Genomic DNA, 16,491 nt, shown 5'->3' on the forward strand with positions numbered 1-16,491 from the left:
TTAGACGAATTCCGCAGCGGCATCCGCGGCGAGCGCGCGGTCGGCTGCCACGAGGCCTATCCGGGTACGCCGGTCCAGGATGTCCTCGACCGAGAGTGCACCCTCATGGGTGACCGCATAGTCGAATTCGGCACGGATCACCTCGATTCCGTCGGCGACCGGGTCGCTGGGTCGGGCACAGGTGGCGGCGGCGAGGACATCGGGGGCCTCGGCACCGTAGCGGGCCACCAGCGCCGGCGGCAGTCCGGCCGTGCCAGGATCACCCGCCGGCGCCCCGACCAACGGCAGTCGACGGGTCCGGCACGGCCCGGCGGTCAGCCCGCGCAGCGTCACGGCGCGGTCCAGGACATCCTGCGCCATATAGCGGTATTCGGTCAGCTTGCCCCCGACGACGCTGATGACACCGTTAGCGGATTCGGTGACGGCGTGGTCGCGGGACAGGTCGGCGGTGTGGCCCTCGCTCTCGATCAGCGGGCGTAGCCCGGCGTAGGCGCCGCGGACGTCGCCCTCGGTCAAAGCCGTGTCCAGCGCGGTGTTGACGGTGTCGAGCAGAAAGCGCACCTCCGCCGACGTGGGTTGCGGCACATCGGGTATCGGCCCGGGTGCGTCCTCGTCGGTGAGGCCGAGGTAGACGCGGCCGAGTTGTTCGGGCATGGCGAAGACGAATCGGTTCAGCTCGCCGGGAATCGGGATGGTCAGCGCGGCAGTGGGGTTGCCGAAGGCGGCGGCGTCGAACACCAGGTGGGTGCCGCGGCTGGGCCGCAACCGGATCGACGGGTCCACCTCGCCGGCCCACACGCCGGCGGCGTTGACGACCGCGCGAGCCCGCAGCGTCATGCTCTGACCGCTGAGTTCGTCGGTCAGGTCCACCGAATCACCCTGCGCGGCAGTGACTGCGGTACGGGTCAGGATCACCGCGCCGTGTTCGGCGGCGGTGCGGGCCACCGCGGTGACCAGTCGGGCGTCGTCGATCAGTTGGCCGTCGTAGGCCAGCAACGCTCCGTCCAGGCCGGCGCGGCGTACGGTCGGGGCCAGCGAGACCGCGCGCGCGGCGTCGACCCGCCGGGAGCGGGGCAGCACGGCGGCGGGTGTGCCCGCCAGCTTGCGCAGCCCATCGCCGGCCAGGAATCCGGTGCGCACCAGCGCCCGCGACGCACGGTTCATCGTCGGGAGCAGCGGCACCAGCTGTGGCATCGCCCGCACCAGGTGGGGTGCGTTGTGACTCATCAGGATTCCACGCTCGATGGCGCTGCGCCGGGCGATGCCGATGTTGCCCGACGCCAGGTAGCGCAATCCCCCGTGCACCAGTTTCGAGCTCCAGCGGCTGGTACCGAAGGCCAGATCATGCTTTTCCACAAGCACCACGCTGAGTCCGCGGGTCGCGGCATCCAAGGCGATACCGGTGCCGGTGATGCCGCCGCCGACGACCACCAGATCGACGTGCCGACCGCCGGACAGCGCGTCGAGTTCGGCGGCGCGCCGGGCACGGTTGAGTGCGCTGTCGCCGGTGCGGGCAGGAGTCATGGCTGCAGGTATCCGTTCAGGGCGTAAGCGAGTTCGGCGGCGAGCGCGTCCGCGTCGAGGATCGGCTCGACCATCTGCGCGGACTGCACCGTGGACTGCGTGATCAGCAGGCACATGGCGGCCAGGCGGCGCGGGTCGCCGGCCCGGACGCTGCCGTGCTCCTGGGCGAGTTTGAGTTGTCCGGCGACGGCGTCGATGAGGATCTGCTGGCTGGTGCCGAGCCGTTCGGCGATGTACACCATCGCCAGTTCGGGCGCGTTGTGCAGTACCGACATCACGATGTCGTCGTGCTGCAGGCGGCCGGCGACGCCGACGATGCGCGATACCAGTGCCTCGCGGCCGATCTCGTGATCGCCCGCGTCGTCGAGGATTCGGACGACGCGGTCGGTGAGCAGCGCCGCCAGGATCGACTGGGTGTCCGGGAAGCGCCGGTAGACGGTGGGTCGACTGACCCCGGCGCGGCGGGCGATCTCGGCCAGCGTCACCCGGTCCACGCCGTAGGCAAGTACGCAACTGGCGGCGGCATCGAGGATGCGGTCACCGACCGGCCCGGCCGCTTCGTCGTTACTCATTGACACCATGTGTAATACTGTAACGCATGACGCAAGCGCACCCCGACCTGCTGCCCCCGATGAAGTGGAACGCCTGGGGCGACCCGCAGGCCGCCAAGCCGCTCTCCGAGGGCATCCGCGGCCTGCTCAAGCAGGCGTTGGGCATCGACGGCCCGGCCGATCCGGAACTTGCGGCCGCCGACGTGCGACTGCGACCCTCGACACTCGGTGATGCCGACCGCGACGCGCTGGAGGCCGTCCTCGGCGCTGAGTTCGTCCGCACCGACGATGCGAACAGGCTGTTGCGTGCCGGCGGTAAGTCGACCCCGGACCTGTTGCGCCGCAAAGACACCGGCGAACAGGACGCGCCGGACGCGGTCCTGCTGCCGGCCGACGAGAGCGCGGTGGTCCAGGTACTGCAGCTGTGTACCGAACGCCGGATCGCCGTCGTCCCGTTCGGTGGCGGCACCAGTGTGGTCGGCGGACTCGACCCGCTGCGTGGTGAGTTCTCCGCGGTGGTGTCGGTCGATCTGCGCCGCCTCGACGCGCTGCACACCCTCGACACCGTCTCCGGTGAAGCCGAACTCGGCGCCGGAGTCACCGGCCCACAGGCCGAGGAACTGCTCGGCGCGCAGGGCTTTTCGCTGGGGCACTTCCCGCAGAGCTTCCAGTTCGCCACCATCGGCGGGTTCGCCGCCACCCGGTCCTCCGGCCAGGACTCGGCCGGTTACGGCCGCTTCGACGATATGGTGCGCGGGCTGACCGTGGTCACCCCGGCCGGCGTGCTCGACCTCGGCCGTGCCCCGGCCTCGGCGGCAGGCCCCGACCTGCGCCAGCTGATCGTCGGTTCCGAGGGTGTGTTCGGCATCATCACCCGGGTGCGGGTGCGCGTGCACCCGGCGCCGGAGACCACCCGCCATGAGGCGTGGTCGTTCCCCGACTTCGGCACCGGCGCGGCCGCGCTGCGGGCCGTCATCCAGACCGGCACCGGTCCCACGGTGATCCGGCTGTCCGACGAGGCCGAAACCGGGGTCAACCTGGCGACCACCGAGAGCATCGGCGAGAAGACCATCACCGGAGGCTGTTTGGCCATCACCGCGTTCGAGGGGTCCGCGGCGCACACCGAGAGCCGGCATGCCGAGACGGCCGCCGTGCTGGCCGCCCACGGCGGCACCTCACTGGGTGCGGCGCCGGCCCGGGCCTGGGAGCACGGCCGGTTCAACGCACCGTATCTGCGTGACTCGCTGCTCTCGGCCGGTGCGCTGTGCGAGACCCTGGAAACCGCGACGAACTGGTCGAACATCGCCACGCTGAAGGCCGCGGTGACCGCGGCACTGCTCGAAACACTGGGCCAGGCCCTGGTGATGTGCCATATTTCGCATGTGTACCCCACCGGCGCATCGCTGTACTTCACCGCGGTGGCCGCGCAGCAGGGTGATCCGCTTGCGCAGTGGCAGCGTGCCAAAATGGCGGCCTCGCAGGCGATGGTGTGCACCGGGGCGACCATCACCCACCACCACGCGGTGGGTGCCGATCACCGGCCGTGGATGCAGGCCGAGATCGGCGACCTCGGAGTCGAGGTGCTCAAGGCGGTCAAGTCGACATTGGATCCGACCGGAATCATGAACCCGGGCAAGCTGATCCCGTGATCGGCCGGGTCACCGTCCTGACCAATCCGGCGTCCGGACACGGCAGCGCACCACACGCCGCCGAGCGGGCCATCGCCCAGCTACACCGGCGCGGTGTGGATGTGGTGGCGATCGCCGGCCGCGACCCGGCCCATGCGCGTCAACTCGTCGAGGGCGCACTCGAGCGCGGCATGGACGCGCTGGTGGTCGTCGGCGGTGACGGCATCATCTCCCTGGCGCTGCAGGTGCTGGCTCAGACGGGTATCCCGCTCGCCATCATCCCGGCCGGTACCGGGAACGATCACGCCCGCGAATTCGGCATCCCGACAAGGGATCCGGAGGCAGCGGCCGATGTGATCGTCGACGGTCGCGCCACGACGGTCGATCTGGGGCGAATCCTCGGCGCCGACGGCACGCAGCGCTGGTTCGGCACCGTCATGGCCGCCGGGTTCGACTCCCTGGTGACCGACCGGACCAACCGGATGCGGTGGCCGCACGGCCGGATGCGTTACAACCTGGCGATGGTCGCCGAGATCTCCAAGCTGCGTCTGCTGCCGTTCCGGCTCGCCTTCGACGGCGTGCAGGTGTCCACCGAGCTGACACTGGCGGCGTTCGGCAACACCCGAAGCTATGGCGGGGGCATGCTGATCTGCCCGGGCGCCGACCCGACCGACGGGCTGCTCGACGTCACCATGGTCGCGTCGGCATCGCGGACCAGGCTGATCCGACTGTTCCCCACCGTCTTCAAGGGCACCCACGTGAACCTCGACGAGGTGCAGACCCGGCGGGCGCGGGTCATCACGGTCGAATGCCCGGGCATCAACGCCTATGCCGACGGCGAATTCGTCTGCCCCTTGCCGGTCGAGGTGTCCGCAGTCGCAGGCGCGCTGACGGTGTTGCGGCCGTAGCGCATCGGCGAATGACCGTGTCCGTACACGACACGCCGCACATCGGGTACGGTTTGCGGTCGCTCGCGGCCTGCTGAGCTAACGCGAAGCGCCCAGCGCGGCGAGCAGGTTCATCGTCCGGGTGATCGCGTCGGCCACCGGGCGCGTCGACAGCGAGGGGTCGATGGCACGCTGGATGCCCAGCCCTATCCCCGCGCTCAGCAACAGATTTCCGAAGTCGTCGATGCTCGCCGCAGTGTCCGGGTCCAGATCGTCGGCCAACGTGCGCAGCACCGCGGTGACCATCTGCGCGGCATCCGCGCGCAGCGCGGTGATCATCGCGCCGAGTTCGGGATTGTTGCGCGAGAGCACCACGAATTCCAGCTCCAGCATGGTCCAGCCGACGTCGCCGGCGGTGCGCTCCAGCCAGTCGTTGACGGCGGCGATGCGCGCCGTCAGATCGGCATCGGTGCCCGCGAGCCGGGACATCTCCCCCAGCTTCTCGCGGTGGATCGACGCCAGCACCTCGCGGCACAGGTTGGGCTTGCTGCCGAAATTCGAGTAGACCGCGCCCTTGGAGAATCCCGCATCATCGGCGATGTCGTCGAGGCTGGTGGCCGCGTAGCCGCGGGCCAGGAATCGTGACCTGGCGGCCAGCAGCAGTTCGGCGCGCGTTTGCTCCTGACGTTCAGCCCTGGTCAGACGCGGCATGGCTCAAATAGTAGACCGCGGGTATTGATTGCACTCCGAGTATTCAGATACCTTCGGTATCCAAGATTGGAGGTGCCATGCGGCGCAGAGTCGAGCATGCGGCAGGCCGGACGTGACACGGCAACCCCGCATCATTGTCATCGGCGCCGGTCTGGCCGGTATCGCCACCGCATACACGTTGCAGCGCAACGGCTTCACCGAATTCGTCATCCTGGAGAAGGGGTCCGGGGTCGGCGGGGTGTGGCATTGGAACCGGTACCCCGGTCTGACCTGTGACGTGCCGTCGCAGATCTATCAGTTCGGGTTCGCCCCGAAGGCGGACTGGAGCAGTCTGTGGGCCGCCGGGGAGGAGATCCGCGACTATCACCGCGACATCGTCGACCGGTTCGGACTCGACCGCCGTCTCCGGTTGAACACCGAGGTCACCGAGGCCCGCTGGGACAACGGCACCTGGACGGTGACCACCGGCGACGGGGATTGCCTGACCGCCGATTTCGTCATCTGCGCCACCGGCGTCCTGCACCATCCGTTCACCCCGGACATCCCGGGGCTGGACGCGTTCGGCGGGCCCGTCGTGCACACCGCGCGCTGGGATCCGGACGTGCAGACCGAGGGTCGACGGGTGGCGGTCATCGGCACCGGATCCACCGGCGTACAGGTGGTTTCGGCGCTGCAACCCGAGGCCGCAGAGGTGATCCACTTCGCCCGATCGGCGCAGTGGGTGCTGTGGGCGCCGATGGCGCTGCGGCAACCGCGGGTACTGGCGGCCGCCTGGCGACAGTGGCCGGCGCTTCTGGATGCCACCTTCGACGGCTTGCAGTGGGCGTCGAACATCCTGGCCGACATCGTCACCACACCGTCGTGGCGACGGCGGCTGGTGCAGGCCTACGCGCGGGCCGGCCTGCGGGTGCAGATCCGCGATCGGCGGCTGCGTGCCGAGCTGACACCGGACTACGAGCCACTGTGCAAACGGCAGGTCGTATCGGGCAGCTACTACCGCGCCATCACCGCGCCGAACACCCGACTGGTGACGGGTCCGATCAGCGAGGTGACACCGGCCGGGATCCGCACCGCCGACGGCCGGCACCACGATGTCGACGTGATCGTGTTGGCCACCGGTTTCCACGCGCACAACTACATGCGGCCGATGTCGGTGATCGGCCGCGGCGGCATCACCATCGACGACGTGTGGGCGAAGGGCCCACGTGCCTACCGGATGACGGCGATCCCCGGCTTCCCGAATCTGTTCACCGTGCTCGGACCCAACTCCCCCACCGGATCGATCCCGCTGCAGTACTCCGCCGAACTCACCGCGCGCTACATCGTGTCCTGGCTGAACCGGTTCCGCGCCGGTGAGCTCGACGAGGTGGAGGTCACCGAGGCGGCCACCGACGAGTTCAACACCGCGGTCGCCGAGGCGATGGGGCCGACGGTGTGGAACACCGGCTGCAACTCCTGGTACCGCACCGAAGCCGGCACCATCGACCTGTGGCCGTGGGACCGCAGGACGCTCACCGCGATGCTGTCGGAGCCCGAGATTGCGCACTTCACGGTGCGGTGAGCGTGCGAGAAGTTCGCTGAGCGGGCGGCGTGTCGGGCACAGACACGCACGGTCGCCGGGAACGGGACGGGCAGGTTCAGCGGGGTGTGGGGCCTAGCCGACGCCACGGTTGAGCCAGGTGACCTCGCCGGTGTCTCCGCCGCCGCGGTAGGGCTCCAGCGACTCGTCCCACGCGGTGCCGAGCACCGAGTCCAGATCGGCGGCCAGCGCGTCGGCGCCGGAGGCCATCAGGGCGCGCAGCCGCTGCTCGCCGACCATCACGTCACCGTTGGCGCTCATCGCCCCGCTCCACAGACCGAGCTGCGGGGTGTGGCACCAGCGGTGCCCGTCCACGCCCTCGCTGGGATCCTCGGTGACCTCGAAGCGCAGCACCGACCAGGAGCGCAGCGCGTTCGCCAGCTGGGCACCGGTGCCGACCGGCCCCACCCAGTTGGTGACGGCGCGCAGCTGTCCGGGCATGGCAGGTTGGGGCGTCCACTTGAGGTTCGCCCGCGCCGACAGGGTCGACGAAAGTGCCCACTCCACATGTGGGCATACCGCCGCGGGCGAGGCGTGAACGTAGACCACGCCAGTTGTCGCCTCGGCGAACTGGTTCAACGCACGCATACTTCTGCTCCTTCGGCTCCACGAGGGACGTCTTCCCCAACGACCTGGCGTTACCGAAATGTGCAGTTGTTTCGCGCGTGTCTATTGTGCCTTGTGAGACGCGTGTTGCGCTAGTGTGCGCCGAATTCTCTCAGGACTCCATCAGAGATGGCCGGCCACAACTCACGGGTCCAGTCCCCGAAGTCCCGGTCGGTCAGCACCACCAGGGCCAGGTCAGCGGCCGGATCGACCCACAGGAACGTCCCCGACTGGCCGAAATGCCCGAACGTCGCCGCCGAGTTCCCCGCGCCGGTCCAGTGCGGCGACTTCTGCGACCGCACCTCGAAGCCCAGCCCCCAGTCGTTGGGCCGCTGCGACCCGAAGCCGGGCAGCACGCCGTTCAGACCCGGGAACTGCACCGAGGTCGCCTCGGCGTGCAACTCGGCCGAGACCAGTTCCGGGCGGAGCAGGTCGGCGGCGAAGCGGGTCAGGTCGGCGACCGACGACTCGGCACCGAAACCCGCGGCCTGAGCACCCTCGGCCAGCATCGACGATGCCATCCCGAGCGGCTCGAACACCGCCTCGCGCAGATATTCGCCGAACTCGATACCGGCCGCGTCCTGCAGCGCCCCCGCGAGCAGCTCGAAACCGTGATTGGAGTAGATCCGGCGCGTCCCGGGTGCCGCCAACACCTCTGCGGTCTGCATGGCGACTCCCGACGCGTGGGCCAGCAGGTGCCGCACCGTCGACCCGGTCGGCCCGGCGGGATCGTCGAGATCGAAGGCCCCCTCCTCGACCGCGACCTGCGCGGCGCGGGCGACCAGGGGCTTGGTGACCGAGGCCAGCCGGAACGTCTTCTCGACATCGCCGTGGGTGGCCAGCACACCGATGCCTCCCCCGGTAGGGCCGACCACCGCGGCGGCGACCGTCGGGACGGGCCAGTCAACCAGGATGTCGAGTGCGCTCATAGGCGCCTGAGCCTACTTGCGCGCCACGTAGTAGTAGTTCAGGGCATCGGACTCGATCTCGTGCACCTCGATGTCGGTGAATCCGGCGGCCGTCAGCATCGCGACGGCGACCTCGCGGCCCCATACGGTGCCCAGCCCGTCGCCACCGAGACCGAGCGAGACGGACATGCAGTGCATGGTCGACACCGTGTAGAGGTAGGCGCCCAGCGGCGACCCGATGTTGGCCGCGACATCGCTGGCGGCCTTGATGTCCACCATCAGGAAGGTCCCACCGGGCCGCAGCGCGGCGAAGATGTTGTCCAGCACCCGCGCCGGGTGCGCCTGGTCGTGGATCGCGTCGAAGGCGGTGATGACGTCATAGCGGTCGACGGCATCCAGCCGCGCGACATCGCACGCGCTGAACTCGGCGTTGGCCAGGCCGAGCGCGGCCGCCTCGGCCCGACCGGCCCCCAGCCCCTCCTCCGAGAAGTCGATCCCGGTGAACCGGCTGGCCGGGAACGCCTGGGCCAGCACGTTGACGGCATGCCCGCTGCCGCAACCGATATCGGCGACCAGGGCGCCGCCCTGCAGCCGCGGCACCAATCCCGGCACCAGTGGCAGGATGACGTCGACCAGTGCGGCGTCGAACACCGCGCCGCTCTCCTCGGCCATCAGAGTGTGGAATCTCGGGTACTCGTCGTAGGACAGTCCGCCGCCAGAGCGGAAGCATTCGATGATGCGCTGCTCCACCTCGGCCAGCAGCGGGATGAACTGGGCGACGGCGGCCAGGTTGGCGGTGCCCGCCGCGCGGGTCAATGCCGCCGCGCGGTGCCCGGGCAGTCGATAGGTGCCGCCGGCCGGGTCGATGTCGACGATCCGGGCCGCGGTGAGCCCGCCGAGCCATTCCCGCACGTAGCGTTCGTCCAGACCCGCGGCGTCGGCGATCTGCTGGCTCGTCGCCGACGGCATCCGGGCCATGGTGTCGAACAGGGCGGTCTGATGCCCGATGCTCAGCAGCAGCGCCACCGAGGCGTCGTTGACGATGCCGACCACCCGGCCGGCGAAATCCTCGGCGGTCTCCTCGAAGGTGATGTCCATGGCGGCAACGCTAGAAGCGAGGGAACCAGCGCGGTATCGGCCGAATGATGTGTCCCGGCCGCGGCAGCCATGGTGCAAATGATGTAGTCAGCCGGAGGCGGCGATGACCTTGTTCTGATACGCCCACGTCAGCGCCGCGGTGCGCGACGAGACACCGAGCTTGGCGTAGATGTTGGCCAGGTGCCTGCCCACCGTCTTCTCGCTGATGAAGATCGACTGGGCCACCTGCCGGTTGGTCGCGCCACCGGCCAGCGCGCGCAGCACCTCGATCTCGCGCCGGGTCAACCCACCGGGCACGGCACGGCCACCGACCGCGCTGGGCTGCACCGCAAGCTGCTCGTAGATGGCCTCCGCCGTGGCGATATCTGCGGCCGCGGCGGCGTCGTCACCGATTCCTCTGTGCGCCAGCGCCATCCACTCGTACACCTCGGCGCTCTCGTAGCGGGCCCGTTGTTCCCGATAGTGGCGCAACGCCTCGTCGAGGCACTGCAGCGCACCGTGGTGATCCCCGGACCGGGTGAGGACGGCACCGCGGGCGTGCGCCGCCCACGCCCGATAGCCGGGCGTCCCGAACGATCGTGCACAGTCGGTCATCTCGGCGCAGTGCCGCTGCGCCTCGGCCAGATCGTCGCGGGCCAGCGCCACCTCGACAGCGGCCCGCAGCATCCGCATCCGACTCAGCGGCCCCACTCCGGCCAGAGCCACCCGCAGGTCGGTCCATGCCGGACCGGTCTCGCCCATCCGGCAGCGCAACAACGCCTCCCCCGGCTGCGGGTCGACGCCGAGGCTACGTGCCTTGGCGAAGGCGGCCATTGCTCCCTCGACATCGCCGCGCAGCCGTCGCACCTCACCGAGCTGATAGAAGCCCTCACCGCTGACCCAGCTGTTCACCCCCTCCAAAGCCGCACTGGCGGTGAACAACTGATCTTCCAGCGCGCGGTAATCCTGGTCGGCGGCGGCCAGCTGCAGACGGTGCACATCGCACACCCGGTAATACGTCGACGTCTGGTGGGTGTCACACCACCCGGCCATCGCCTCGGTCCACGACCGCATCCGCGGTTGATCGGCGAGCTGATGGCACAGATTGAGCGCCACGCAATAGATGTCGCCGGCCCAGTCGATGCGGACCTCGCCGGCCAGCACCGGCAACATGGCCTCGTCAATAAAGCCGTATCCATCGGCGGGTCGGCCGGCACCGAACGCCGACATCGCCGCGGCCAACAGTGCCAGCGCATCCAGCGACGGGTCGGCCAGTGGTGCACTGATCGCGCGCAGCCGATCGGCCTGTACCGCGAGCTCGGCGATATCCCGTTCGGCCCAGGCGATCAGTGCCTCCAGGTACGCCAGGTATCCGTGTGCGGGACCGGGCGGCCCGTCCGCGAGAAGGCGGCGCGCCCGGCTCATCCAGCCACGCGCGATGTTCAGGTCACCGCGCGTCACCCACTCCAGGCCTAGTTCGAGCGCCTTCATCGCCGCGGCCGCCGGGTCACTGCGGGACAGCCGGCCGAAGACACCCTCGGCCAGCCGCACCGCTTCCCGACCGTGCCCCAGCCGCCAGGCCGCGCTCGCGTAGGCGTCCAGATCGGTCAGCGACATCGGCCCGAGCGCGTCGAGTTGGACATAGGCGTCATACGCCGTGCGCCAGTCCTGCCGCGCGTGCGCGCCGCGCGCCCGGTGCAACAGTTCCTCGGCGGTGCCGACCGTCATGAGCGCTCACGTTATTACGTGATCAGACCGGTGAACAGGGTGAAGACACAAAACTGGACACCTGTCCGGCGAATGGGGAACCCGGGTATTAGGTTATAGGCATGAGTCAGACAGTGCGCGGCGTCATCTCCCGGTCCAAAGGTCAGCCCGTCGAGTTGGTCGACATCGTCATCCCCGATCCCGGCCCCGGTGAGGTGGTGGTCGCGATTCAGGCCTGCGGTGTCTGCCACACCGACCTGACCTACCGCGAGGGCGGCATCAACGACGAATACCCGTTCCTGCTCGGCCATGAGGCCGCCGGCATCGTCGAGACCATCGGCGCCGGCGTCACCCACGTCGAGGTCGGCGACTTCGTCATCCTCAACTGGCGCGCCGTGTGCGGCGAGTGCCGCGCCTGCAAACGCGGCCGCCAGCACCTGTGCTTCGACACCTTCAACGCCGCCCAGAAGATGACCCTGACCGACGGCACCGAGCTGTCCCCGGCCCTGGGCATCGGCGCCTTCGCCGACAAGACCCTGGTGCACGAGGGCCAGTGCACCAAGGTCGACTCGGCCGCCGATCCCGCGGTGGCCGGCCTGCTGGGCTGCGGCGTGATGGCCGGCATCGGCGCCGCCATCAACACCGGCGCGGTCAACCGCGACGACACCGTGGCCGTCATCGGCTGCGGCGGCGTCGGCGATGCCGCCATCGCCGGGGCCGCCCTCGTCGGCGCGCGCCGCATCATCGCCGTCGACGTCGACGACCGAAAACTGCACACCGCCCGGGAATTCGGGGCCACCCACACCATCAACGCCAAAGACCTGGATGCCACCGAAACCATCCAGGATCTCACCGACGGCTTCGGCGCCGATGTCGTCATCGACGCCGTCGGGCGCCCCGAGACCTGGAAGCAGGCGTTCTACGCCCGGGATCTGGCCGGCACCGTCGTCCTGGTCGGGGTGCCCACCCCGGACATGAAGCTGGAGATGCCGCTGGTCGACTTCTTCTCCCGCGGCGGGGCATTGAAATCCTCCTGGTACGGCGACTGCCTGCCCGAGCGCGACTTCCCCACCCTGATCTCGCTGTATCTGCAGGGCCGGCTGCCGCTGGAGAAGTTCGTCAGCGAGCGCATCAGCCTGGACGCCGTCGAGGACGCCTTCCACAAGATGCACGCCGGCGAGGTGCTGCGCTCGGTGGTCGTGCTGTGAGCGGGTCCGCCAACATTCAGCGCGTGGTCACCAGCGGCACCTTCGAACTCGACGGTGGCAGCTGGGATGTGAACAACAACATCTGGCTGATCGGTGATGAGAACGACGTGATCGTCTTCGACGCCGCGCACACCGCCGACCCGATCATCGAGGCCGTCGGCGGTCGCAACGTCGTCGCGGTCATCTGCACCCACGGGCACAACGACCACATCACGGTGGCCCCCGAGCTCGCCAAAACCCTCGACGCCCCGGTGTTCCTGCACCCGGCCGACGAGATGCTCTGGCGTGCGGTGCATCCCGAAGCCGAGTTCCGCACCGTCGACGACGGCCAGGTGCTGTCCGCCGGGGGCATCGAACTACACGCCCTGCACACCCCCGGGCACTCGCCGGGCTCGGTGTGCTGGTCGGCACCGGCACTGAACGCCGTCGTCTCCGGCGACACCCTGTTCCAGGGTGGACCGGGTGCCACCGGACGGTCCTACTCGGACTTCCCGACCATCCTGGAATCCATCGCCAAACGCCTGGGCACCCTGGCCGACGAGACCGTCGTCTACACCGGACACGGTGACACCACCACCATCGGTGGCGAACTGGTCAACTACGACGAATGGGTCCGACGCGGGCACTGATCCTGATCGAGGATATGGTTGCTGGCATGCCAGGCGTCGGACGCATTCAGCCGGTACACGGCGCGATTCTTCGGATATGACGTTGCTGTAAAACCGTTTGCTGACGCAAGGTGCAAACGGGCCCGCGCGGCGGTTACAGTCGGCTCATGACACGGCGATGGCTACGCGTTCTCACGCTGTGTCTGATCATGGTCGTGGCCGTCGCGTGTGCCCCTGTACCGGCGCCCGAGCGGGTCTTCGTCCGCGACTCCCCGGCCGACCCGGCGCCGCCGCACGCGCCGGTGTTCGGGGTCGACGGCACGCGGCTGACCCTCGACGGCCGGCCGTGGTGGCCGATCGGTATCAACGCCTACCAGCTGGGCACCGACTGGACCATCAACGCCGGGTGCGGGGCGCAGGTCGACCTCGACGCGTTCTTCGGCCGGCTGCAACCCCATTCGCTGACCCGGTTCAACGCGTTCTCCAGCCTCGCGGTGAACAAGGACACCGGACTGCTTGACTTCACCGCCCTCGACGCGGTGGTGCGGGCGGCCGAGCGGCACGGCCAGCTGCTCATCGCGGTGCTCTCCAGCAATGAGGGCAGCTGCGAGGGCGACACCTTCAAGGACCATCGCTGGTATGCCGACGGGTGGCGCACCGACCGCATGCCCGGCATGCCGATGTCGTTCGCGGCGTGGCTGGACGCCGCCGTGCAGCGGTGGGGCGACTCGCCGGCACTGGCCGGCTGGACGGCGGTCGGGGAACCCGAACCCTCGGATTGCACCGACAGCCGCTGTTCCTGGCAGACCCGGTTCTGCCATCCGGACTCGGCGCGGGTGCTGCGTGCATTTTACGACGCAACAGGCGCCCGGATTCACGAACTCGACCCGGGGACAACGGTCTTCAGCGGACATGCCGGCGGCGGCCAGTGCGGTTCGGCGGGCGAGGAGTTCGAATACGTCAGCTCGTCGGAGGGCGTCGATGTCCTGGAGTACCACTTCTACGAGTCCACGGATGCACTGCCGGGCAACGTGTTCGACGGACTGGCCCGGCGTACCGAGCAGGCCCGCGCCCTGAACAAGCCGCTGCTGATCACCGAGATCGGCATGGAGGCCGGGTCCTGCGGCTCGCTCGACGACCGCAAACGGGTGCTGCACCGCGCCTTCACCGATATGCGCGCCCACGGCGCGGCCGGGGCGATGTTCTGGTCCTATGTGCCCGACCCGCGGTACTCCGAATGCACCCTGGACATCGGGCCGGCCGACCCGCTGATGCGCCTGGTCGGCACCCAGCCCTAGCCACGGCGGTCATTGCGATCAGCCTGAGCCTGGCCCTACCCGGCGCGCGGCGTGGCGTCGATAGTGGTGGCCATGACGACTTCCAACGGACGATCCGTCGCGATCATCGGCGCGGGGCAGACCGGGGTGACGGCGGCGCTGGGCCTGCTGGACAACGGGTTCGACGTCACCATCCACAGCGAGCGCGACCGGGACGCGCTGCGCAACGACGTGCCCGCCACCGGCACCGCGCTGATCTTCGGGCAGGCCCAGCGCGCCGAGGAGAGCCTGGGGCTGAACACCTACCTGGCCTCGGCTCCCACCTCGACCGGGCAGAGCGTGCGGGTCCGCGATGGTGACACCGAGGCGATCGCCTTCGACGGCTGGTTCGACGGCGCGCGCGGTGTCGCGGTGGACACCCGGCTCAAGGCCGATGACCGGCTGGCCCTCTTCGACCGGCGCGGTGGCCACTTCGAGGTCGGGTCGGTCGACCCGCAACGGCTCGACGCTATCGCCGCGAAGGCCGATCTGACGGTGGTCGCCACCGGCCGCGGCGGGCTGTCCACGCTGTTCCCCATCGACACCACCCGCACCGTGTACGACAGACCGCAGCGCACATTGCTGGCCTTCTCGGTCACCGGCCTCGGCCACGGACCGGACGTGTTCGCCCATCGCGGATCGGGTGGCGGAACCCATCACGCCTTCACCGTGGTCGCTGGGCAGGGCGAGTCGTTCTGGGGCCCGTATCTGCACAAGGACGCCGGTCCGAGTTGGGCGTTCCTGGGCTGGGCGCACCCGGGTAGCGACTGGGCCGCCCGCTTCGGCACCGTCACCGATGCCGCATCCGCACTGGAGGTCGCCACCGGGCTGCACCGCGACTACATCGACTGGGATCTGCCGGAGGTCAGCCGGTTCCGGGTCATCGCGGAGGACCCGCACTCGTGGCTGACCGGCGCCGTGACCCAGGTCGTCCGCCGGGGCGTCGGGCATACCGCCGGTGGGCATCCGGTCCTCGCGCTGGGTGACACCGCCATCTCCTATGACCCGATCGGCGGGCAGGGCGCCCAGGGCGGCCTGATCCACGCCGCCGCACTGGTGCACAAGGCCGCCGCCCACGAGGGGCCGTTCGACACCGCCTGGCTGACCGAATCCTTCGAGGAGTTCTACGACACCCGGGGCCGGGCCGCGCAGCGCGTCACCCAGCTGTTCCTCGCCGACCCGGATTTCGCCGACTACGGCAACCTGTTCTTCGCCGCCGCCAGTGCCAGTCCCCGGTTTGCCGGCAGGCTGTTCGGACTGCTCGACGATCCACGCCGGTTCGAGTCGGTGACCTCCGAGGCCGCCGCCAAGGCGCTGATCACCGAGTTCGCCGAGGAGCCCGCCGCCGACGTGCTGGCCCGGTTCGAGCCGGCGGGCACCTTCGAACGCTCGGGCCTGCTCTCACCCGCCGCCTAACAACCGGCGCTTCTCGGCCTCGGTGAGGGCGCCCGAATCCCGCAGTGCCGCCAGCGTCTTGAGTTGTTCGAGGCGGATGCCGTCCTCGGTGGGGATGTAGGAGGTGGGCCCACCGGTGACGGTGAACGTCGGCGAGACCGGCCGCGGCGCCCGGCGGACCCGGGCGGCCCACACCCGCGCGATGATCAGGTCCACCAGCCCCAGACCGAACACCGCCGCACACCACCACGGCGCCTGACCCAGCGGACTCGCGTGCCCGAAGGCCAGCCGCGGACTGATGAAGGCGGTGACATTGCCGTCGGTGCGCACCGTGTAGACGCCTGACTCGGCAACCTGGGCCACCCACACCCGGACCCGGGCGTCGTTGTTGACCGTCGTTGTCCCGCCGATGCTCTCGACCACCTCGGGCTCGGCCACCCCGGCCGGCGGGTCGATGGCCATCCGCAGATCCGGGATCGGCAGCCCGGTGCCACCGGTGCTGCCGATGATCTGGGTGTGGAAGCTGATGGTCACCTCACCGGCGGGCAACTGCAGTTCGGCGCGACCGGGGATTGTCACCTCGCCGTAGGCGTTGTACCGATCCAAGACGAACGCGTTCAGCACCAGGACGACGACGAACCCGATCCCGGCGACCACCATGATCAGCACGGCCACGATGGTGAGCAGCCGCGGGACGGGGGCGGTTCGCATGGCAGGAAGTCTGGCACGGGTGAGCCGCACCTGACGTCTTCGGGGGCGCGCGCCGCCGGAGCGGACTAATCTCAC

General features: G+C 69.5%; 15 protein-coding genes. 7 read left to right on the forward strand and 8 right to left on the reverse strand.

Annotated elements, in window-relative coordinates; translation table 11 throughout:
• Together BST17_RS04750 and BST17_RS04755 are read right to left on the reverse strand one after the other, a co-directional pair.
• On the reverse strand, positions 1–1,524 hold the full coding sequence (locus BST17_RS04750) for a glycerol-3-phosphate dehydrogenase/oxidase (protein ID WP_083055786.1): 1,524 nt from the start codon (positions 1,522–1,524) through the stop codon (positions 1–3).
• Positions 1,521–2,105 carry a TetR/AcrR family transcriptional regulator gene (locus BST17_RS04755; RefSeq protein WP_083055787.1) on the reverse strand — a complete coding sequence of 195 codons (585 nt, stop codon included), beginning with the start codon at positions 2,103–2,105 and terminating at the stop codon, positions 1,521–1,523. The genes BST17_RS04750 and BST17_RS04755 overlap by 4 nt, the downstream gene beginning before the upstream one ends.
• A 50-nt stretch (positions 2,106–2,155) precedes the next feature.
• Here BST17_RS04755 and BST17_RS04760 point away from each other — a divergent pair, with 50 nt between their 5' ends.
• Together BST17_RS04760 and BST17_RS04765 are read left to right on the forward strand one after the other, a co-directional pair.
• Complete coding sequence (locus BST17_RS04760; protein WP_083056053.1) at positions 2,156–3,724, forward strand: FAD-binding oxidoreductase; 1,569 nt, start codon at positions 2,156–2,158, stop codon at positions 3,722–3,724.
• Positions 3,724–4,611 (forward strand): diacylglycerol kinase, encoded by an 888-nt coding sequence (locus tag BST17_RS04765; protein WP_083056054.1) that lies wholly within the window; start codon positions 3,724–3,726, stop codon positions 4,609–4,611. The genes BST17_RS04760 and BST17_RS04765 overlap by 1 nt, the downstream gene beginning before the upstream one ends.
• A 78-nt stretch (positions 4,612–4,689) precedes the next feature.
• Here BST17_RS04765 and BST17_RS04770 read toward each other — a convergent pair whose 3' ends face one another.
• Positions 4,690–5,301 carry a TetR/AcrR family transcriptional regulator gene (locus BST17_RS04770; RefSeq protein ID WP_083055788.1) on the reverse strand — a complete coding sequence of 204 codons (612 nt, stop codon included), beginning with the start codon at positions 5,299–5,301 and terminating at the stop codon, positions 4,690–4,692.
• A gap of 112 nt (positions 5,302–5,413) precedes the next feature.
• Between BST17_RS04770 and BST17_RS04775 the strand changes: the two genes are divergently transcribed.
• Positions 5,414–6,862, forward strand: a complete 1,449-nt coding sequence (locus tag BST17_RS04775; protein WP_083055789.1) for a flavin-containing monooxygenase — start codon at positions 5,414–5,416, stop codon at positions 6,860–6,862.
• Between the two features lie 93 nt (positions 6,863–6,955).
• Here BST17_RS04775 and BST17_RS04780 read toward each other — a convergent pair whose 3' ends face one another.
• From BST17_RS04780 to BST17_RS04795, 4 genes are all read right to left on the reverse strand, one after another.
• Positions 6,956–7,468 carry a DUF3145 domain-containing protein gene (locus tag BST17_RS04780; RefSeq protein WP_083055790.1) on the reverse strand — a complete coding sequence of 171 codons (513 nt, stop codon included), beginning with the start codon at positions 7,466–7,468 and terminating at the stop codon, positions 6,956–6,958.
• Between the two features lie 110 nt (positions 7,469–7,578).
• Entirely contained in the window at positions 7,579–8,415 is an 837-nt protein-coding gene (locus tag BST17_RS04785; protein ID WP_083055791.1) for a serine hydrolase domain-containing protein, read from the reverse strand.
• Between the two features lie 12 nt (positions 8,416–8,427).
• Positions 8,428–9,492: a class I SAM-dependent methyltransferase gene (locus tag BST17_RS04790; RefSeq protein ID WP_083055792.1), complete on the reverse strand. Its 1,065-nt coding sequence runs from the start codon at positions 9,490–9,492 to the stop codon at positions 8,428–8,430.
• Between the two features lie 87 nt (positions 9,493–9,579).
• On the reverse strand, positions 9,580–11,199 hold the full coding sequence (locus tag BST17_RS04795) for a helix-turn-helix domain-containing protein (RefSeq protein ID WP_083055793.1): 1,620 nt from the start codon (positions 11,197–11,199) through the stop codon (positions 9,580–9,582).
• 101 nt (positions 11,200–11,300) lie between these two features.
• Here BST17_RS04795 and BST17_RS04800 point away from each other — a divergent pair, with 101 nt between their 5' ends.
• The 4 genes from BST17_RS04800 to BST17_RS04815 all read left to right on the forward strand — a co-directional run bounded on the left by BST17_RS04800 (position 11,301) and on the right by BST17_RS04815 (position 15,726).
• Positions 11,301–12,386 (forward strand): S-(hydroxymethyl)mycothiol dehydrogenase, encoded by a 1,086-nt coding sequence (locus BST17_RS04800; protein WP_083055794.1) that lies wholly within the window; start codon positions 11,301–11,303, stop codon positions 12,384–12,386.
• Positions 12,383–13,015, forward strand: coding sequence for an MBL fold metallo-hydrolase (locus BST17_RS04805; RefSeq protein WP_083055795.1), 633 nt, complete (start codon positions 12,383–12,385; stop codon positions 13,013–13,015). The genes BST17_RS04800 and BST17_RS04805 overlap by 4 nt, the downstream gene beginning before the upstream one ends.
• 146 nt (positions 13,016–13,161) lie before the next feature.
• Positions 13,162–14,292 (forward strand): hypothetical protein, encoded by a 1,131-nt coding sequence (locus tag BST17_RS04810; RefSeq protein WP_083055796.1) that lies wholly within the window; start codon positions 13,162–13,164, stop codon positions 14,290–14,292.
• 72 nt (positions 14,293–14,364) lie between these two features.
• Positions 14,365–15,726: a styrene monooxygenase/indole monooxygenase family protein gene (locus tag BST17_RS04815; RefSeq protein WP_083056055.1), complete on the forward strand. Its 1,362-nt coding sequence runs from the start codon at positions 14,365–14,367 to the stop codon at positions 15,724–15,726.
• Here the strand turns inward: BST17_RS04815 and BST17_RS04820 are convergent.
• Positions 15,712–16,416 carry an SHOCT domain-containing protein gene (locus BST17_RS04820; RefSeq protein ID WP_083055797.1) on the reverse strand — a complete coding sequence of 235 codons (705 nt, stop codon included), beginning with the start codon at positions 16,414–16,416 and terminating at the stop codon, positions 15,712–15,714. The genes BST17_RS04815 and BST17_RS04820 overlap by 15 nt on opposite strands.
• Positions 16,417–16,491: the final 75 nt, after the last annotated feature.

It is taken from the genome of Mycolicibacterium bacteremicum (genome assembly GCF_002086115.1).
Taxonomy (GTDB): domain Bacteria; phylum Actinomycetota; class Actinomycetes; order Mycobacteriales; family Mycobacteriaceae; genus Mycobacterium; species Mycobacterium bacteremicum.